The following is a 19,307-nucleotide window of genomic DNA, read 5'->3' on the forward strand; positions in this document are numbered from 1 at the left end:
GTAATATGCATTGTGCAAAACAATATTATTTCTCGTTGAGATGCCAAATGGGTAGGAGGGCACGGCAATGCCGTGCCCCTACGTTATTTAGATCAATGGCAATAGAAATTATCAGTTAAAATAAACACACATTACTAGTAACTGTATGTAAAAATCAATGCCCTATGATCCACAAATACACCACCGCCATTCTATTCGCTTGAAAAGGTACGATTACATCCAACCTGGTGCATATTTCATTACCATTTGCACCAAAGCGCGGCAATGTTTATTTGGTAATGTGGTTAAGGGCGAAATGCAATTAAATTCTTTAGGTCATATTGCCTTCAACTGCTGGCAAACAATACCCGATCATTTTCCCCACATTGAATTAGATACCTTTGTAGTCATGCCTAACCACCTACACGGTATCTTAATCATGATCGACAAACCCGTAGGGGCACAACATTGTTGTGCCCTCAATCAACATCTTGACTGCAACACAGAAAAATTTGGTAAACCTGTACATGGTTCTATTTCGGCAGTTATTCGCAGCGATAAAGGCGTTGTCAGCAAACGCATTAATATAATTTGGCAGACCAAAGGACAATCAATCTGGCAACGCAATTTTTATGAACACATTGGAAGAGAGCAAAAATCTGTAGATAATATCCAACAATATATTTTAAATAATCCCCAGCGTTGAGCAGATGATCCAGAAAACCCGGAACGTAATTCTGATGATCAAGATTTCCTGTTTGATATCCTTTTTTGATTTAAAATCGTGTGTTATGTCATAAATATGAATTCGCGTTGGCGTAGCCCGTCATAGACATAGCTTAGTATCTAATGGTACGTCTACGCTTACCCTGAGAACTCGAATGTTCTAAACTGGAACTACGTTGTAAGCACTCGATGATAGCACAAATCACATTTAAGGTTGAAGCATTTTGGGATTCAGACACAGAAGTTTGGGTAGCAACTAGTGATGACGTACCTGGATTGGTAACAGAAGCTTCTATGATTGAGGTTCTGACGCAAAAGCTGCGAGAAATAATTCCAGAACTGATCATTCTGAACAAAATTGTCCCTCCTGACTATGTGGGTTCTATAGGAATCCGATTTGATTTCTGAAAACATACTGAGACTGAAAATCCCGTTTGATCAGGGTTTTATCCGAAATCTTGTTCAAAAATCAGATATGAGTCCTATATCACCTTTGAGTTAACCAGCCATCGACAAGAGTTGATTAAGGTGGCTTCATAGATGGGTGCGTCGTTTACTCCTGAGTTGAAAAAGATGCTTTCAGAAGTTGGGTGCTACTTTGAACGGCAAGGCCAAGGAGATCATGAAATCTGGTACAGTCCAATCACAGATCGTCGGTTTGTTGTAGACGAAACCATCAAATCACGCCATACCGCTAACGGAGTTTTGAAACAAGCTGGACTTCCCAAAGCCTTTTAGGGGGGTAAAATTACATATCAATGTATTGGAAATTGGGCTTTAAACTATTAATTGTATTCTTGGGGCTGTGGCTACTGTTGGATCTGGGTTCCCGCCTGGGAGCAGAGATTTTTTGGTTTCAGGAAGTCGGCTACCTCCAAGTATTTCTGTTGAGGATAGTGACTCGTGGTGTTTTGTGGGTAGTGGTGGCTGGGATAACTGCTGCCTATCTACTGCTAAACCTGGCTCTCGCACAACGGCTAAAATATCCCCATTCTCTAAAGATTGAGTCAGCAGAACTCAACAGTAAATTAACAAATTTTCTCACTCCTGATTATCCAAGACGCAACGAAACCCAGACACTTGCGCCACAACTCTTTAAACCATTAAGATTGCGTTGGTTATTACCCCTAACTCTGGTACTGAGCTTGTTGATCGGGCTGATGCTGGCTCACTATGGTCAAATTGCTCTTTTATACTGGCATTCTCCAGTTAATCAGGGTATTCTACCCATTCCCGCCCTATTCCGACCGGAGACAATCTGGCAACTCTTAAAGCAGATTGTCTCTCAAACCTGGTATCTCGGCTTAATTGTGGGAGTAGCGATCGCAATCTTAATCTATCCTCAATTTTTACTAACTGCGATCGCAGTTTTGTTAAGTCCCATTTTTGCATTCATTCTCTTCCGCCACTGGCCAAAGGTGCTGCAATATTTCCACTCCACCCTTTTCAACAGCACTGAGCCTTTATTTGGTCAAGATATCAGCTTTTACGTATTTTCCTTACCCTTTTGGGAACTGCTAGAACTCTGGCTGATGGGATTATGTTTGTATGGCTTCGTCGCCGTTACTCTCACTTATATCCTGTCAGGGGACAGTTTGAGTCAGGGAATTTTCCCCGGTTTTTCGCCCCAGCAGCAACGTCATTTATTCGGTATGGGTGGCTTGTTGATGCTGGTAGTAGCTTTAAGTTATTGGCAAAGTCGCTATGAACTCGTGTATTCTACCCGTGGAGTAAGTTATGGTGCCAGCTATACGGATGTGACAGCCCAGTTGCCAGCTTATACCGTCTTGTGCATCCTGGCAGTAGCGATCGCCTTCTACCTACTTTGGCGAACATTTTTCTGGAAACCCAAATCTCAGCATCGCCGATTGGTATTTTACGGGTTAGGAATTTATCTAGTACTGGTTGCAGCAGCTAACGTTGTTCTACCTACTGTGGTGCAATATTTAATTGTCCAACCGAATGAGTTACAACGAGAGCAACCCTACATTCAGCGTACTATCGCCTTGACTCGCCAAGCATTCGATTTAGAGGCGATCGATGCTAGAACCTTCAACCCGCAAGGAACTTTGACTGAAGCTAATATTCAAAATAATGACTTGACAATTCGGAATATTCGCCTGTGGGATCAGCGACCACTATTAGAAACTAACCGTCAACTGCAACAAATTCGGCCTTACTATCGGTTCCCCGATGCCGATATTGACCGCTACACTCTCAAAACAGATATAACTTCACGCCAACTATCTGCGCCGCAAAAGCCAGCAGAACCTAACCACGAACCAGTTGAATCAACAGAACGGCGACAGGTACTGATTGCCGCACGAGAATTAGATTACAGTGCCGTACCACAGGAAGCTCAAACATGGGTTAATCGCCGCCTTATTTATACCCACGGTTTCGGGTTTACTGTTAGTCCAGTTAATACAGTAGGGCCGGGTGGGCTACCAGAATATTTTGTCAAAGATATTAGCGGTGATAGTAGCGCCCTCACAACTTCCAATAAAGCGATTCGTGAAAGCATTCCCATTGGGCAACCCCGAATTTATTACGGTGAAATTACTAATACTTATGTTATGACTGGCACAAGAGTTAGAGAGCTAGATTACCCTAGTGGTAGTGACAATGTTTATAACTCTTACGATGGTCTGGGTGGCGTTGAAATCGGTTCAGCATGGCGACGCTGGTTATTTGCGATGTATTTGAAAGATTGGCAGATGGTACTGACGCGGGACTTTTTGCCAGAGACAAAAGTCCTACTTCGGCGAAATGTCAAGCAAAGAATTCAAGCGATCGCACCTTTCCTTAAATTTGACAGCGACCCCTATTTAGTAGCTGCTGCTAATCAAAATTTCTCAAGTAATCCCAGTTATCTTTACTGGATTGTTGATGCCTATACGACGAGCGATCGCTATCCTTACTCAGACACTGGTAGCGATGGTATCAACTACATTCGCAATTCTATCAAAGTGGTGATTGATGCCTATCACGGCACTGTTAAGTTTTATATTGCCGATCCAAGCGATCCGATAATTGCCACTTGGTCAGCAATATTTCCCAACATGTTCAAACCGCTCAGTACAATGCCAGTAAATCTCCGCAGTCATACCCGGTATCCGGTGGACTTTTTCAAAATTCAATCTGAGCGGTTGATGACCTACCACATGACTGATCCCCAAGTATTTTACAACCGGGAAGACCAGTGGCAAATCCCCAACGAAATCTATGGCAGTGAACCCCGTCCGGTAGAGCCGTATTATTTGATTACTAGTCTACCCACCGTAACCTTTGTTGGCGCAGCCTCTCGTCGAGAAGAATTTATTCTGCTTCTACCTTATACTCCCAAACAACGGACTAATTTAATCGCTTGGTTAGCGGCGCGATCGGATGGCAAGAACTACGGTAGGTTAGTGCTATATGTCTTTCCTAAGGAACGCCTGGTTTACGGGCCAGAGCAAATCGAGGCGCGGATTAACCAAGACCCAGTAATTTCCCAGCAAATTTCCCTGTGGAATCGCCAGGGTTCGAGAGCCATTCAAGGCAATCTACTAGTAATTCCCATTGAGCAATCGCTGCTGTATGTCGAGCCAATCTATCTAGAAGCGACACAGAATAGCCTACCAACTTTGGTGCGGGTAGTCGTGGCTTACGAAAACCGGATTGTTATGGCACAAACATTGAAACAAGCATTGCAGGGAATCTTTAAACCAGAAGTTACACCAGCCCCTGCGATTATCCGTCCCTTTGAAGAAGCAGCCCCACCAGGTTAAGCTATTTTAAAATATATGGCAGGCAACGGTGAGTGTAGACGCGTAGCGCAAAGCCGGAGACTTCGGACATCGCCATTAACAACATTTATTGCAACAGCCATAGTCCATTCGGTTGGTTCGCTTATTTAAGAAACGTAATAAGCAAATAACAGCCTAAAAGGGTAGTATACAAAGGCACTCCCGAATAATTGAGACTGACTCCCCGCTTTGGGCGATCGCCTACAGGCTCCTCATCCTTGACTTGGGTCGCAAACAATGATAATATACAATATTTAATAACCCATACCTGATTCTGGCTCATTCAGCAGTAGTGATTCATTTCCTTTGAGGCGATACAAGACTTCCATAACAATTGCTGCGTATAAACTCAAAGATTCGAGAACAAGCTGAGAAAATATTCAATAAAATTCCGGATATTTTTCTCCTTTATTTGTTGCAAGTAGCAGCGAAAAGAAGCCTGAAAAGTTTGCAAAAAGACACTGTTAATGCTGTCTCTGTCCAACAAAAGCTTCTCAGAAATATTCTCAAACTTCAAAAGGATACAAAATACGGTAAGAAGTATAACTTTGCGGCTATAGATTCGGTTGCAGAATTTCAAAGGATATATCCTCTGACCACTTATGAAAATTACCGCGAAGTTATCGAAGATATTGCTTCATGTGGAAATTTCTCTCAACTGGTAGCAGAGCCAATTATTCTTTTTCAAGAAACATCGGGGACAACGGGCAAATCTAAACTTATACCCCGAACAAAACGCTTACTATCAACTTCACAAAAATCTTTTCAGGCTGTAAACGCGATCGCAAAATCTTACTATCTCAATGGCAAGGCATATACAAAAAAAATAGCACATCCGAAAGGATGGCTATTTGTAGAAATTGTCTAATCGTAATGCTTGTTGTTAAGTATGTGAGCAAATTGAATACACGCTCAACTACCAACTTTAGAAGGGAATATCATCTGGATCTGGTTCTTCCTCTTTCACTGCTGGATAAGTGGTTCGCTCATAATTTGTGGGTTGGGGTACAGGTTCGTAACTTGTCACTTGGGGAGTAACGCCAACAGGATTTGTAGCTGGGGTAGGCGCTGGACCTGGTGACTCGTAAGTGGTAACGTCTTTCTGTGGAGGACGAGATGCTGAAGATGGTTGTCGTGGAGCAGTTTCAGTAAATGATGGAGTTACGGTTGCTGAGGGCAATGGATCAGTATTAAAACTACCTCCAACAGATTGAATTTGTTGCACCGTCAATTCAGCGCGTTTTTCTTTAAAACCTTCTTGACGCTCAACAGTATTCATAGTTAAACGTCCTACCAGGATGACCCGATCGCCTTGGTGGTAGTTTTGCTGAATTTCTGTCGCTAAATTCCCCCAGCCGACAACTTTCAGGGTGGCTGGCGGATCTTCTGGTTTCAAGGAATTGGGAAACTGCACCAGCATTTCCGTGACTCCCAGATTATCGGCTGTATACCGGAGTTGCGGCTCGTTAAGAATTTCCGCCATCAAAACGCAGCTGTTCATTATAATTACTCCTGACTGCAAAAAGTACTGATTGAAAAACAGGGGGTTTTTCTATGTAGTGCCAATTAATATCTAGATATGTTTAATTGTTTGCATTTTTTAATAATGCCTGAATAAATTTCTTACATCCACTCTTACTTTTAGTTATTCTTAACATAAAAGCCAAGCGATCGCTTTGAACAGTATTAAATATGCTACTCGCCACCTTCGCTTGACTAAATGAGCATTGAATTCTGCCTAAGTAGTATAATTGTACCATCGATTCCGGAAATAGAAAAAATTCTTGGCAAAAATTAAGTCTTGACGTGAACTGGAAAACACCCAAGGCGATCAACCTTGCTGGAAGGTCGCGCCAGGTGGGTAAATTAGACGAACACTATATGAACCGTAACATATACGTTACATTAACTACTAAGTATTAGATGATGACAAGATGTTTAACGACAGTAATAACTCCCAAGCTAACCAAGCTAGTGTTCTGTACAGACATGGCGACGTTCTAATCAGACGTATTGCTAACTTACCTGTCGGTACTCAAAGGCGTGTAGGTGCTACTCTGGCTCATGGTGAAATCACAGGACACAGCCATCGCATTCAGCAATCCAATGCTGTTCAGTTGTGGGTACATGGTAGTGACCTTTTTGTTGAAGTTAAAGAAGCAAGTGCCACTTTAGTTCATGAAGAACATCGGGCGATTGAATTACCCCAAGGTCTATACCGCGTCTGGAGACAACGTGAATATCGCCCTGATACTTACGTGGAGGTGATGGACTAATGCTGAAGATCATGTCGAAAGGACGTGTGCCGAATAAACCAGTTAAGCAGCGCCCAAAGGAAAGCCACGAGCCTGTATCGGCTGAACTTGCTCGAAAACTTATCCTTGAGCATCGCGCCTGGGATCGTATGCGCGTTTTGGGTCATCTAGATTTAAGTCGTGCGTTGGATCTTTACAATCTACCTGAAAATCTCACCTGTGAAAGTATTGATATCAGCGACTGTGTAAACCTCACTACCCTTCCCCAAGGACTCCACGTCACTTATTGGATCGAGTTGGCCGGAAGTGGGATTACCAGTTTATCTGCGGGGCATGGTTTTCTCTTGCGCTGGCGAGGCGTGCAGGCGACGGATAAGATTGCCTTTGAATCCCAGTCCATAACTGGGCCGGATATCCTGAATATAGAGAATGTTGAGTTGCGGCGTGTGCTGATTGAACGTCTGGGATACGAGACATTTTTGCAGCAAGCGGGAGGGTTGATCCGCGATCGCGATCGAGATTCTGGTGGAGAACGTCAACTAGTCTACATTCCTTTTGAGGATGACGAGCCGCTTATGGTCTTGAAAGTTACCTGTCCATCCACAGGACATATTCACATCCTGCGCGTTCCCCCTCAGATGCGAAATTGCCATCAGGCAGCCGCCTGGATTGCAGGTTTTAATAACCCAGATGATTATAACCCTGCGATCGAGGCGTAATTAGGACTAACCCTTTCAAGGTGGGTAAAATTTTTGGGCAATTTTGAGTAAGTTTATTAGAGCAGGAAAGCAAAGATTTTATGAGTCACTTTGAAAGGGATGAGTACAGCAACAAAATAATTATCTAATTCTTTCTAAACTTACTCACGCAATGACCTATAATAATTAGAACTATTTTGTTCTACTAATGGTTGGCAGTTCCAAATTATTGATGATTTCGGCTCTGGGTTGAATTATAGTAAGCGTGGTTTAAAAAGATTAATTAGACTTATTACTGACAACCAAGTTGAGCGACTCGTACTAACTCACAAAGATAGATTACTTCGATTTGGCAGTGAACTGATTTTTATGCTATTAGTGATTGTGGTTTTTCTGAATTTAAGCGCCAACTAGAATATAAGACCGTTTGGTACGGATCTAAACTCTGTTTGGTTGATAGATGGTTTCCATCCAGTCAGCTTTGCTCTGGTTGTGACGCTAAACAATCTATGCCTTTAAATCAAAGAGTTTATGAGTGTTTTGCTTGTAACCTGTCTATCGACCGCGATTTAAATGCTAGTCGCAACATTTTAAACTACGCACGGATAGCTCAATCGTGCAAGTCTAGTGATGGCTCACCGCTCCCATGCTCCAAGCTAGAAACTGAACCTCAAGACTCTCAAAGTAGAATTGAGTAAGTTTCAGAGAGCGGCTACTCAATTGCTAGAAGTGGGTTGCACAAATCGCTTAATTTCACCACAGGCAATATAGGACTTGCCATCAGGTGCTGTTTTGACTTCATCAACGAGGTAAAGCATTCCTTCCTCGCGAACCGATCGCGGAAAACGCATATTCCAATCCGGTTCATATCCGTCTGAAACTACCCTAGCACGTAGCTTGCTGCCATCTTTGACACACTGAACTAAAATGCTGTCCCCTACACTGTCAGTTGTGGTCAGATCGGCGGCACTAGCAGGGCCTTTGGAAGCTTTGCCTGTGTTAGTTAGATTCGATTGTCTAGGGGCAACGAAGATATCTGCTTCACCAGGTTGAGTAAAACGGGTGATTTTACCACGTACACGGTAGAAAGTGCCATCGCTTGAGAGTTCCAGTCCTTCAATAACATAGCGTGCCCCCTCGGCACGAATCGCCCGAGGAAACTGGATGTTCTTGGTTGAATCGTAGCCTTCGGACATGACTTTGACCCGCAGTTTACCCCCTTCACGAACGCAATACAATTCAACACCCGAACCGACTTGATTGACAATCGGTATCGCGTACACTTCATCGCCAGCAGTGACACCTCGACCCACCAGATCGCTGCGATTGCGCGTCATCGTCTGGTAAGATTGATCCCGCATCTCTTTACGTCCGGCATTGCCTAGAGCTTTTTGGGCGATCCGACCTGCAAAATACTCAAGCTGATCAATCTCTTCAGCAATTTCAAAATTCTCGCTCAACCCTTTATCCCGCAAATCTTTCACAAGCGCCCGGAGGGTTTCTTCAGCTTCCTGATGCTTGCCATGTTCAGCTAGATTGAGTCCAGTTTCTTTGGCCTTAGCGATCGTCAGGCGACTCAGTTCCAGAATGATCTGGCTCGTAGAAGCAAAAGCTGCTTCCTCAACGGTGCCCACTTTGGCGACGATATCTACTGTGCCTGACACGCTTTGAATAACGTCATCTTGCACAACATCGGCGCTGTAATGTAGTTTCATCACAGGTAACTCCCCAATTTGAGCGCTTGATATCACCAAACTCAAACCGAGAAGTTTGTCTTCGCCCTCGTAAAGTTCTCCCAAGGTGAGGACAGCTTGAGAAGCGTCATTCTGGCTAAGTTTAGCAAGACTTAAGGTATCAACAAGGCTGATACCGTCAGCTAACTCAAGTGTCACCTTGAGGTTCTGTCCCACTACTGCTCTGAGACTGTCTAGCTCAATACTAAACACTTCCGTTGCTTCGTCGATGCTCTGAATGAAGTAGAAGTTGCCCGTGGCGGCTCTTGCCATACCAATCAGCAGGTCTTCATTGAAACCCTGAGCAAAACCTAACGTAGTTGTGATAATGCCTTCCTCAGCTTTTTGCCCCGATGTCGCTGTAAGTATTTTGGGGTCTTGAATGCCCATATTGGCATGACCATCGGTAAGCAGGAGAACACGATTTATTTTTTGCGGATCAAGTCGCGTCTTCACATGTTCACAGCCTTTGAGCCATCCCCCCGATAAGTTGGTAATCCCACCGGCTCTAACCTTGCGGATAGAATTTTTTAGTGCGGCCTTGTTAGTTACAGCCTGGGGTGGCACAACGCTGTCCACTTCATCGTCGTAAATAACTACTGAGAGAATGTCATCTGGCTCAAGTTGATCTACGACAGACTCAGCGGCTTTGAGTGCATGATGCAAGGGAGCGCCTGCCATAGAGCCGGAACGGTCAATTACAAGAGAAAGGTTAAGGTGACGTCGGGGAGATTCAGCTATGTCAACACGAAAACGTAGCAGAATATTAGTCTTTAATGAAGATCCTGCGGGGAGGATAGACTGGTCAAATTCGTAACTTGTCTTAATCATTTTTTATATCGCTCAAAATTGTCTGTTATCAGCCACAATCCCGATGATGCTGGGACAGGAAGCGCTCTCTTTAGTTTACCCAGAAATCAGTTTATTCAGTGTATAAAGTTGCTTTTATGTAATATTTTATAGTTTCCGCCTTTCACCAGCGGCCGCTCTTTCGGGAAAAGTTTGTGAGCTACTGACTTTATCCTTCCCCACTCGCCACAACTGAAAGGCGATCGCACGGGTCACAATTGCGGGAAACTGAAAGCAGATATATTAGGAGAGGAGAACCTAATGAGTTGGACTAAAGTTCTTGCAGTCGAAGCACTTTCCCCAGGTGCGCGAGAAGTCGTGAAAGTTGGTAATCGGAAAATTCTGCTTTTGAATCACCAAAGTCAGCTTTATGCTGTAGATAACACCTGTCCTCACATGAAATTACCACTGAAAAGTGGGAAAATCACTGAAAGTGGGACAATTGTTTGTTCCTTCCATCACAGTGCTTTTGACCTGCGGACTGGTGATGTACAAGACTGGTGTTCCTGGCCACCTGGTGTAGGTAAATTACTCTCGTTGGTTTCACAACCAAAGGTACTGCCAGTATTTCCGATTCGTGTGGAAGAAGGTAGTATCTGGGTTGATGTGCAAGAGGAATAGCACCCTCTCCCGGAATTTACCGAAACAGTGGTAAGTAAAAAAAAGCAATAAAACCCCAGCCGATGAGTTTAGCTGGGGTTTCGATCAAAATTGACCTATTTCAAAGACATAGGAACCATTAAATCAGAAAATAGAACACCTTCTCAGAAGTTTGAACGCTTTATTGTGATGTAATGTCGGATTGTGTGTTAGCATTGCCAGCTTCTATAGAAGCTGTAGCACTTTCAGATTGGCCTAAATTAACTTTGAATACCTTGCTCTGCTCTTGCTCCAATTTGGGTAAAGTCAAAATTAAAATCCCATCTTTCATGTCTGCCTTAACTTGTTGATTGTGAACTTTGGTTGGTAGAGGAATTACTCTAGTAAAGTTGCCATACCGGAATTCAGAATGAACTTTAGCGTTAGATTGGGAATGTTTTTCGTAACGATGTTCACCAGCAATCGAAACTGCATCTTGAGTAACTTGAACATCCAGGTCTTTAGCTTCTACGCCTGGAATCTCAACTTTTAATAGCAACTCGGAACCATTGTCAGATAATTCAACAGCAGGAACCCACGCTGTTCTCGGTGATGGATAAATCTCGGAGTTACCGCGCTCGGCTGCTGTAATATCAGAGAATAGTTGATCCATTTGACGACGCAGAATCTCCATTTCACGGAATGGTTCCCAACGAATTAATGCCATATCTCAATCTCTCCTTAACTTTCTAATTCAAGTTTGGGTAATCAAACAAAGTTTTAGAGGTATTTAGAGGTTTCAGATATTTAAGCAATTATCGAACCTCTAGTTTTTTTGAGAGGAGCTTTATTTGCTTTGTTTCTTCTCTCTAGTAAGTAATTTAATACAATAAAAATGTAAATCCAGTTGGGTAAACCGTACAGACATAGGTTAGATTTACCGTATCCAATTAGTAAGGAGAGGGACAGGTTTTGCGTAGCAAAAGCAGGTGAGGTATCTCAGGGGCTATGAGACTTAACTGTAAATTGCATTGAGAAAGACTTGTGTGTACACCGTAGCCCGAATAGGTGAGGGGCTGCTCTTGAGATGTCACGCAGGAATCACAACTAATTTACCGGACATGATATTAATGGCTGGGGAGTTGATGCCATTACCAATCTGATCGAATCAGCAGGGTGTATGGGCGATGTCCGCTTTGTTGTATCTTTGTATTCCGATCTGGCGTTACAGAGATTTGGCAGTATTAACCAGTTGTTCTGCTTGACCTGCAACTTTTCCCTACACCCGGCGCTGAAGTATGGTGGTAAGAGACGATAATTTTATTTACAATCTTGTAACAGAGTTTTGCTTTCTGATTTCATGTTCAGTTTTATTTAATAATTTATTCCTGTAACTTAGTAATTGATATGAATGCTCAAAAAATAAAAATTTTATTAGTTGATGATAAGCTAGAGAATTTACATTTTTTATCAGACATCCTTCAACACCAAGCTTATCAGGTGCAAAGTGCCATTTCTGGACCATTGGCAATCAATACGGCACTGGCTTCTCCCCCTGATCTGATTTTGCTAGACGTTCTTATGTCAGAGATGGATGGTTATGAAGTTTGTCAACATTTGAAAGCTAACCAGAAAACTCAAGAGATTCCGATCATTTTTTTCGGTGTTTTAGATGAGTTATCTGAAGAAGTAAATGTTTTTGATTTAGGCGATATTGACTATATTACTCAACCATTCCAAACTAAAGAAGTTTTATTACGCGTCCAAAACCAACTCACTCTCCAAAGGCTGAAAAAACAGTTAAAAGAACAAAATTCCCAACTGCAACAAGAGATTAAAGAGCGTCAACGGGTTGCGATTGAGTTAAATATTCGGAACAAACAATTAGAAGAGATTTTCAAAGAAATTCCTGTTAGCCTTGGCACACCCTCTTGTAGAGAATTTTACCAAAGCGATCGCACAGCCAACGGCAAGGGCGAACGCCTTTTAGTCGAAGCCGCCTTGAAGAAGAGTGAAAGTCAATATCGCCACCTTGTGGAGACATCCCAGGATATGATCTGGTCGGTGGATATTGATGGACTAATTACCTTTGTCAACCCGGCAGTCAAGCAGATTTATGGCTACGAACCCCAGGAAATGATCGGGCGTACCTTGACTGATTTCATCTGGCCGATACAAGTTGCTCAAGATAAAGTAGCCTTTGAGCGTGTTTTTCAGGGAAAGCCGATCTTTCAGCATGAAACTACCTGTGTCGCTAAAGATGGTACTTTACTTTATCTAATGTTTAATGCGATCGCCTTACGCAACGAAGACAATCTGGTTATAGGTATGACAGGTACTGCTAGTAATATTACGCAGCGTCGCGGAGTAGAAAAATTACTCCGAGAAAGCGCGATTAAGCTTTACAAGCATAACCTAGTGCTAACCCAACTGGCACAAAATCAGACGCTTTATCAGGGTGATGTGAAAGCAGCTTTGAGTAAAATCACAGAAACAGCTGTGAAAAATATTGGGGTGGAACGAACCAGTATCTGGCTGTATGACGAAACAGGCGCGAAAATCGAGTGTTTTGACCTATTTGAGGCCAGCCGTAATCAACATAGTGAAGGACTTTTCTTGGCAGAGGCAGACTATCCAGCTTATTTTACAGCTTTGCACCAAGACCAACTAATCGCCGCAGATGATGCCCATAGCGATCCCAGAACTAGAGAATTTTCTGCATCTTACTCAAGATTAAACATTACTTCTATACTCGATACACCTATTAGGCTGGAGGGCAAGACCGTAGGAGTTTTATGTATGGAGGCAGTGGGAGTTACTCATCATTGGACGCTAGAAGACCAAAATTTCGCTCGCTCTCTGGGCAATTTAACATCCTTGGTCTTGGAGGCAAAAGAACGCCAACGCGCAGAAGCAGCGCGACGGGCTTCTGAAAAAAAGTTAGCATCAGCTTTTCGGTCATCTCCTGATCCAATTGCCTTAATTACTGTTCACAACAAACGCTACATCGAAGTTAACGACAGCTTTTGTCGGTTTTTTGGTTATTCTCGTTCTCAGGTCATCGATCACACCGATGAAGAATTGAATATTTGGGCGAATCCAGAAGAATATAATTTCCTCGCCCACAGGCTGCAACAAACTAAAGCCATCCGCAACTATGAGGTTGATGTCTGCACTTCCACAGGAGAAATTAGGACGACACTATTTAGTGCGGAAATGATCGAGATTGATGGACAATGGTACGTACTGGGCACAGCGAAAGACATTACTGAACGCAAGCAGGCAGAAAATGAAAGCCGTTTGCTACTGTTGACAACCCAAGCGATCGCGCGCGCCAGTGATGTCAATAGCGCTTTAGCAGTGGTCTTGCGCTTAATTTGTCAAACCATTGGCTGGAATTTTGGTGAAGCATGGATACCTAATGAAGATGGTACTGTTTTAGAACACAGTCTGAGTTGGTACGGTGAAGAGAGCAGTTTAGCAGAATTCTGCCGCCAAAGCCAAACTGTGAAATTTGCTCTGGGATTGGGACTACCAGGAAGAGTTTGGCAAAGCCAGAAACCAGAATGGATAGAAGATGTTTCCGAAGTTACAGAGCCAGTTTTTTTGCGATCGCCACAAGCTGCCAAAGTAGGATTAAAAGCTAGTTTTGGTGTTCCCATACTGGCTGGAAACCAAGTATTAGCTGTTTTAGTGTTTTTTAAACGTAGCTCAGTATTGGTAGATAGACGTTTGCTTTTGCTAGTAAGTGCTGTTGCTGCTCAGTTAGGTGGATTAATTGAGCGCAAAACTCTAGAACAAGAATTAGCACTCAGAGAAGCTCGCCTGAATGCCTTTTTTAGCAGTGCTCCCGTCGGCATGAACATTGTAGATAAGCAGCTGCGGTTTGTGCAAATCAACCAACTGCTGGCGGAGATTAATGGACTACCTCAGCAAGATCATATTGGCAAGACGATCTATGAAGTCTTACCCCACATCGCCCCCCGAATGGAACCAATCTATCAACAGGTTCTGTTGACTGGTCAACCCATTCTCAATCAAGAATTAAGCGCCGCATCAATTAAACAACCAGATATTATCCGCCACTTCCTAGCTTCTTATTTTCCGATCCCTGGTGAGGACGATCGCCCCTCTGGTATAGGCACTGTTTTAGTAGAAATTAGCGAACTGCAAGCAGCGCTGCGCGAACGGCAAGCCGCGCTACGCGAACGCAAACGTGTCGAACAAGAATTGCGTTTAGCCAACGAACGCCTACAATATCTGCTCACCTCTAGCCCTGTAGTCATTTATAGCAGCAAAACATCAGAAGATTTTAGCACTACCTTTATCAGTGAGAATATTAAAGGAATGGTGGGCTACGAAGCGCGGGAATTTATCGAAGATTCCAGTTTCTGGCTCCAGCACGTCCACCCCCAAGATATTGAACTGATCTCAGAAAAATTTAACGAGCTTGTTGAACACGAGTACATCTCCTACGAATATCGGTGGTTACACGCTGACGGAACTTATCACTGGTTTTACGAAAAGATGAGGTTAATCCGTGACGAAGCTGATTACCCTATAGAATGCGTTGGTTATTGGGCAGACATTAACGATCGCAAATTAGCAGAATTAGCTTTGCAGTCAGGTCAACAGCGATATCAACTTCTAGCAGAAGCCTCACCAGCTTGTATATTTCACGCAGATATAGATGGCAATGTCTTATATTTTAATCAACGCTGGAGTGAGATTACTGGATGCAGTTTAGAAGAGTCTCTGGGAACAGGTTGGGTAAATGCCGTACATCCAGACGACCGCGAGCAGCTATTGTTGGCATGGAATCAAGCAAGAGACGCTAAAATAATGTATAAGTACGAACATCGTTTCTTGCATGATGATAGTATGGTCGTCTGGGTAATTGCTCAAGCTTTGCCAGAATTTGGAGATGATGGAGAAATTAAAGGTTACATCGGTACAATTACAGATATTACCGAGAGAAAATTGGCAGAAGAAGCCTTGCGTGAGAGTGCAGAACGGGAAAGAGCGATCGCCCAAGTAATTCAAAGGATGCGCCAAACACTGGATTTAGAGACGATATTTGCGGCTACAACCCAAGAATTACGGCAAGTACTCAATTGCGATCGGGTTGTTGTTTATCGTTTTAATCCCCAGTGGAGTGGCGAATTTCTCTCCGAGTCGGTAGGTAATGGTTGGATTTCTCTGATTGAAGAACACAACAATGATCCCAATCTTACACAAGGTGTCTTCCAAGACGGCCGTTGCCTAGCAAAAATTTTGGCTAGCGCGGAAAACCAGGTGCAAGATCCTGATCTGCAAGCAACCCCAGGTGCAAGTTTCCTCTGTGTCCCAGACATTTACAACGCTGGATTTCATCCTTCTTATGTCAATTTCTTAGAGCGCTTTCAGGCTAAAGCCTACATTATTGTCCCCATTTTATATGGTAGTCAGCTTTGGGGATTACTAGCGAGTTATCAAAATTCCGCTCCCCGTCAATGGAAAGCAGAAGAAGTCAATATCGTAGTTCAAATTGGCAATCAGTTGGGTGTTGCTTTTCAGCAGGCACAATTGCTAGCGCAAACCCAAACGCAGTCACAAGCATTGCAAGAAGCTGTGATCATTGCTGATGCTGCCAACCGCGCCAAAAGCGAATTCCTTGCCAACATGAGCCACGAATTACGTACCCCACTCAACGCTATCCTCGGTTTTACCCAAGTCATGAACCATGATCGTGCTTTATCTACAGAACATCAGCAAAATCTAACAATCATCAATCGTGCTGGCGAACATCTCCTTAACTTAATTAATGACATTTTGGAAATGTCTAAAATCGAAGCTGGCAGAATAACATTAAATCTCAACAGTTTTGACTTAATTCGTCTCTTGGAAAACCTCGAAGAGATGTTGCGCTTCCGCGCCACCTCCAAAGGATTAGAATTGGTCTTTGAATATAAATCTTACCTCCCCCAATACGTTCAAGCTGACGAAAGTAAACTGCGTCAAGTCTTGCTTAACCTCTTGGGAAATGCAATCAAATTTACCGATACTGGGAGAGTGATGCTACGCGTAGGGATGGGGGAGATGGAGGAGAAAATTTTACCTCATCCTCCTCATCTCTTCTTCGAGGTACAAGACACTGGTTGCGGTATTGCCTCACAAGAAATTGACTTGTTGTTTGAAGCTTTTGGGCAAACTGAAACCGGAAGGAAATCGCAACAGGGAACAGGACTAGGTTTAGCAATTAGTCGCAAATATGTACAATTAATGGGGGGAAATATTAGCGTCTCCAGCATTATTGGCGAGGGAAGTAAATTTGCTTTTGATATTCAAATTGGTCTAGCCACAGCTAGCGAAATCCAGATCAAGCAAATTAGACGGCAAGTTCTGAGTTTAGCGCCCGATCAAAGCGAATACCGCATTTTGGTGGTTGATGACTCCACAGACAGCCGTTTAGTGCTAATCAAAATTCTGACATCTATTGGTTTTGCAGTCCAGGAAGCAACAAATGGCACTGAAGCGATCGCATTTTGGCAGAAATGGCAACCACACCTAATCTTAATGGATATGCGGATGCCGATTATGGACGGCTATGAAGCCACAAAAGTTATTAAAGCTAGAGAAGAAACCCAAATCCCAAATCGCAAGACCATTATCATCGCCTTAACTGCTAATGCCTTTGAGGAACAGCGAGAGGCAATGATCAAAGCGGGTTGTGATGATTATATTAACAAGCCCTTCCGCGAGGAACAATTACTAGAGAAATTGAGCGAATATTTAGGAGTTAAATATATTTATCAAGAAGAAAGCTATCAGATAGCAGATGCAAGCCAACAGAAAATAGAATCAATGTTGACGCTTACGGATTTAGTGACTCTATTATCTGAAATGTCGCCTGAATGGATGAAACAGGTGTACACTGCCGCAGCCCAATGCAGTGATGACCTGATTTTAGAATTGATTGAGCAAATCCCTTCTGAAAATGCTGCACTGCGAAATTTTATCAAGAATTTCGCTCATGATTTTCAGTTTGAGAAAATTATGGAATTGATTAGTAAGTGTTGAAGGGATAAAAACTCACAGGGTTAGCGCATCTCAAACCCTATTGACATAATGTTTAGTCCAAAACAGGTATTTTACCCCAATATACATAGTGTCTGAAAATGCCAATAAAAAATATTTTTTCATAGCATCAAAAGCTTATCTAGTAAGCTTTTGAGACAATATTACCCCTGATGGCATCTTCGCTATATCTACCCATATGCATTTGTTTTAATACCAAACTTTACTTGACTCCTCTAGTTCAAACATTCCCAAAAATAATCATTTTTGGGTAAGCTTTAGGCAATGAAAGGGGTGATGGGTTGATTTTCTCGTGCAAAATTTTGATTGCCCGAAGCCTATGAAAATCAAGCATTTCGGCAAGGCAGAAGTACTAACATCCGACCAAATTAATTGAAAACCGGGATCAGAAGCATTACATGAATACTACAAAAATTTTGGAGCTTTTTTACCACCTGAGCGACTTTTCAAACACCCTCTATGTATTCATCACACCTAGCTCTTGCAAAAGCTGTTCTAATATTGCTTGATTATGATTCTGCATAACTACAATATGAGCAATTTTGCCATAACAAGCTAGTTGCCATCGTTTCTCAATGAACTTCTCTGGACGCTCAAATACAACCGTAGTGGAGAAAGGATTAATCAGTGCAAACTTTCTTGATTCAGCAATTTTATTCCAGAAATATTCTGCTAACCTCCGACAGTTTAATACTTCCTCTTTAAAGAGATGTTTTCGCTGTTTAATAGCATCCCAGAGAATGACTGGTGTTAATCCATTCCTACTGCCTGTAATTGTTGTATCCCTTGAGCCAAGATATTCAATATCAAAGGATTGTACTTTTTCTTTCCGTGCTAGCACTACTCCACAAGGGACTGGAGAACCGATAAATTTATGACCACTAACTGCTATGGAACCAATTGGATATCGAGAGAAATCTAGAGGAGTAGCTTCTTCCATATAAGGAATTAGCATTCCTCCTAAAGCTCCATCTACATGAATATGAAACTGACTTATATTTAGTTCAGAAAGTATTGCTACTACTTTACTAATATCGTCCACTGCACCTGTAATTGTAGTTCCCACGTTTACATTAATAATTGCAGGTTTATCCCTATTCTTATCGAGAGCTTCATGCAACGAAGAATAATCTATTTCCCCATGAATCTGACTTTTTATTTCTACAAATGGTATGCGAAACATCCTTGCAGCTTTTACCACTGAATAGTGACAATCAGCTGAACCATAAAGAATTCCATCTGGATATAACTCACGCCCCATCAAAATACCATAAAGGTTTCCTTCAGTGCCACAGGATGTTACATATCCCCAAGCATCATCTTTTTCGAGATGATAAATATCTGCAAAAAAACTAATTATTTCTCGCTCAAAATCTTTGGTATTGATTCCATAATTACCTTCTACGTATGCATCACCTAAATTATTAAGTGTGTATTTTAAAAGCGGTAATACACGGTGAGAATCAAATGCTAGATTATAAGGATAACCAGCATGAAGCTTTGAGCGACTTTGAAGACGTTCCAACAGACCATCAATCGAGAGAACAGACAAGTTTGCAGTGGACATAATCTTAATTACATTAAACTCATAAACATCAAATTTTAATCTCGTAAAACCACACG

General features: G+C 42.6%; 14 protein-coding genes and 1 pseudogene. 11 read left to right on the plus strand and 4 right to left on the minus strand.

Annotated elements, in window-relative coordinates; translation table 11 throughout:
• Positions 1 to 157: 157 nt before the first annotated feature.
• The 5 genes from V7K36_RS07055 to V7K36_RS07075 all read left to right on the plus strand — a co-directional run bounded on the left by V7K36_RS07055 (position 158) and on the right by V7K36_RS07075 (position 5,361).
• The gene (locus tag V7K36_RS07055) at positions 158 to 685 is read left to right on the plus strand and encodes a transposase (protein ID WP_335114361.1); all 528 of its coding nucleotides are present in this window, start codon (positions 158 to 160) and stop codon (positions 683 to 685) included.
• A gap of 209 nt (positions 686 to 894) precedes the next feature.
• Complete coding sequence (locus tag V7K36_RS07060) at positions 895 to 1,113, plus strand: DUF1902 domain-containing protein (RefSeq protein WP_335114363.1); 219 nt, start codon at positions 895 to 897, stop codon at positions 1,111 to 1,113.
• A 165-nt stretch (positions 1,114 to 1,278) separates the two neighbouring features.
• The gene (locus V7K36_RS07065) at positions 1,279 to 1,443 is read left to right on the plus strand and encodes a type II toxin-antitoxin system HicA family toxin (RefSeq protein ID WP_442948442.1); all 165 of its coding nucleotides are present in this window, start codon (positions 1,279 to 1,281) and stop codon (positions 1,441 to 1,443) included.
• A gap of 20 nt (positions 1,444 to 1,463) precedes the next feature.
• Positions 1,464 to 4,475 carry a UPF0182 family protein gene (locus V7K36_RS07070; protein WP_335114367.1) on the plus strand — a complete coding sequence of 1,004 codons (3,012 nt, stop codon included), beginning with the start codon at positions 1,464 to 1,466 and terminating at the stop codon, positions 4,473 to 4,475.
• Positions 4,476 to 4,827: 352 nt separating this feature from the next.
• On the plus strand, positions 4,828 to 5,361 hold the full coding sequence (locus V7K36_RS07075; protein WP_335114369.1) for a GH3 family domain-containing protein: 534 nt from the start codon (positions 4,828 to 4,830) through the stop codon (positions 5,359 to 5,361).
• A gap of 57 nt (positions 5,362 to 5,418) precedes the next feature.
• On the opposite strand, the gene V7K36_RS07080 is transcribed toward V7K36_RS07075, so the two are convergent.
• The gene (locus V7K36_RS07080; RefSeq protein ID WP_335114371.1) at positions 5,419 to 5,994 is read right to left on the minus strand and encodes a single-stranded DNA-binding protein; all 576 of its coding nucleotides are present in this window, start codon (positions 5,992 to 5,994) and stop codon (positions 5,419 to 5,421) included.
• A gap of 433 nt (positions 5,995 to 6,427) precedes the next feature.
• On the opposite strand from V7K36_RS07080, the gene V7K36_RS07085 reads away from it, so the two are divergent.
• The 4 genes and pseudogenes from V7K36_RS07085 (at position 6,428) to V7K36_RS34045 (ending at position 8,144) form a co-directional block, all read left to right on the plus strand.
• Positions 6,428 to 6,769, plus strand: coding sequence for a hypothetical protein (locus tag V7K36_RS07085; RefSeq protein WP_335114373.1), 342 nt, complete (start codon positions 6,428 to 6,430; stop codon positions 6,767 to 6,769).
• Complete coding sequence (locus V7K36_RS07090; RefSeq protein ID WP_335114375.1) at positions 6,769 to 7,467, plus strand: DUF6745 domain-containing protein; 699 nt, start codon at positions 6,769 to 6,771, stop codon at positions 7,465 to 7,467. The genes V7K36_RS07085 and V7K36_RS07090 overlap by 1 nt, the downstream gene beginning before the upstream one ends.
• Positions 7,468 to 7,632: 165 nt before the next feature.
• A pseudogene (locus V7K36_RS07095) lies at positions 7,633 to 7,821 on the plus strand (recombinase family protein); the annotation flags it as partial.
• A gap of 74 nt (positions 7,822 to 7,895) precedes the next feature.
• A complete protein-coding gene (locus V7K36_RS34045) occupies positions 7,896 to 8,144 on the plus strand; it encodes a zinc ribbon domain-containing protein (protein ID WP_442948443.1) in 249 nt (82 codons plus the stop codon).
• A gap of 18 nt (positions 8,145 to 8,162) precedes the next feature.
• Here the strand turns inward: V7K36_RS34045 and V7K36_RS07100 are convergent, their stop codons facing one another.
• Positions 8,163 to 10,010, minus strand: coding sequence for a vWA domain-containing protein (locus V7K36_RS07100; RefSeq protein ID WP_335114377.1), 1,848 nt, complete (start codon positions 10,008 to 10,010; stop codon positions 8,163 to 8,165).
• 279 nt (positions 10,011 to 10,289) lie between these two features.
• On the opposite strand from V7K36_RS07100, the gene V7K36_RS07105 reads away from it, so the two are divergent.
• The gene (locus tag V7K36_RS07105; protein ID WP_335114379.1) at positions 10,290 to 10,649 is read left to right on the plus strand and encodes a Rieske (2Fe-2S) protein; all 360 of its coding nucleotides are present in this window, start codon (positions 10,290 to 10,292) and stop codon (positions 10,647 to 10,649) included.
• A 160-nt stretch (positions 10,650 to 10,809) separates the two neighbouring features.
• Here V7K36_RS07105 and V7K36_RS07110 read toward each other — a convergent pair whose 3' ends face one another.
• Positions 10,810 to 11,334, minus strand: a complete 525-nt coding sequence (locus tag V7K36_RS07110) for an Hsp20/alpha crystallin family protein (protein ID WP_335114381.1) — start codon at positions 11,332 to 11,334, stop codon at positions 10,810 to 10,812.
• Between the two features lie 680 nt (positions 11,335 to 12,014).
• Between V7K36_RS07110 and V7K36_RS07115 the strand changes: the two genes are divergently transcribed.
• Positions 12,015 to 17,666, plus strand: a complete 5,652-nt coding sequence (locus V7K36_RS07115; RefSeq protein ID WP_335114383.1) for a PAS domain S-box protein — start codon at positions 12,015 to 12,017, stop codon at positions 17,664 to 17,666.
• A 475-nt stretch (positions 17,667 to 18,141) separates the two neighbouring features.
• On the opposite strand, the gene V7K36_RS07120 is transcribed toward V7K36_RS07115, so the two are convergent.
• Positions 18,142 to 19,251 (minus strand): histidine decarboxylase, encoded by a 1,110-nt coding sequence (locus V7K36_RS07120; protein ID WP_335114385.1) that lies wholly within the window; start codon positions 19,249 to 19,251, stop codon positions 18,142 to 18,144.
• Positions 19,252 to 19,307 lie beyond the last annotated feature (56 nt).

It is taken from the genome of Nostoc sp., from assembly GCF_036919555.1.
Taxonomy (GTDB): Bacteria; Cyanobacteriota; Cyanobacteriia; order Cyanobacteriales; family Nostocaceae; genus Nostoc.

Bases quoted from the DNA above. Each gene is read 5' to 3' on its own strand.
- V7K36_RS07055 (WP_335114361.1), top strand. From the start codon at position 158: ATGCCCTATGATCCACAAATACACCACCGCCATTCTATTCGCTTGAAA.
- V7K36_RS07060 (WP_335114363.1), top strand. From the start codon at position 895: ATGATAGCACAAATCACATTTAAGGTTGAAGCATTTTGGGATTCAGAC.
- V7K36_RS07065 (WP_442948442.1), top strand. From the start codon at position 1,279: ATGCTTTCAGAAGTTGGGTGCTACTTTGAACGGCAAGGCCAAGGAGAT.
- V7K36_RS07070 (WP_335114367.1), top strand. From the start codon at position 1,464: ATGTATTGGAAATTGGGCTTTAAACTATTAATTGTATTCTTGGGGCTG.
- V7K36_RS07080 (WP_335114371.1), bottom strand. From the start codon at position 5,994: ATGAACAGCTGCGTTTTGATGGCGGAAATTCTTAACGAGCCGCAACTC.
- V7K36_RS07085 (WP_335114373.1), top strand. From the start codon at position 6,428: ATGTTTAACGACAGTAATAACTCCCAAGCTAACCAAGCTAGTGTTCTG.
- V7K36_RS07090 (WP_335114375.1), top strand. From the start codon at position 6,769: ATGCTGAAGATCATGTCGAAAGGACGTGTGCCGAATAAACCAGTTAAG.
- V7K36_RS07100 (WP_335114377.1), bottom strand. From the start codon at position 10,010: ATGATTAAGACAAGTTACGAATTTGACCAGTCTATCCTCCCCGCAGGA.
- V7K36_RS07105 (WP_335114379.1), top strand. From the start codon at position 10,290: ATGAGTTGGACTAAAGTTCTTGCAGTCGAAGCACTTTCCCCAGGTGCG.
- V7K36_RS07110 (WP_335114381.1), bottom strand. From the start codon at position 11,334: ATGGCATTAATTCGTTGGGAACCATTCCGTGAAATGGAGATTCTGCGT.
- V7K36_RS07115 (WP_335114383.1), top strand. From the start codon at position 12,015: ATGAATGCTCAAAAAATAAAAATTTTATTAGTTGATGATAAGCTAGAG.
- V7K36_RS07120 (WP_335114385.1), bottom strand. From the start codon at position 19,251: ATGTCCACTGCAAACTTGTCTGTTCTCTCGATTGATGGTCTGTTGGAA.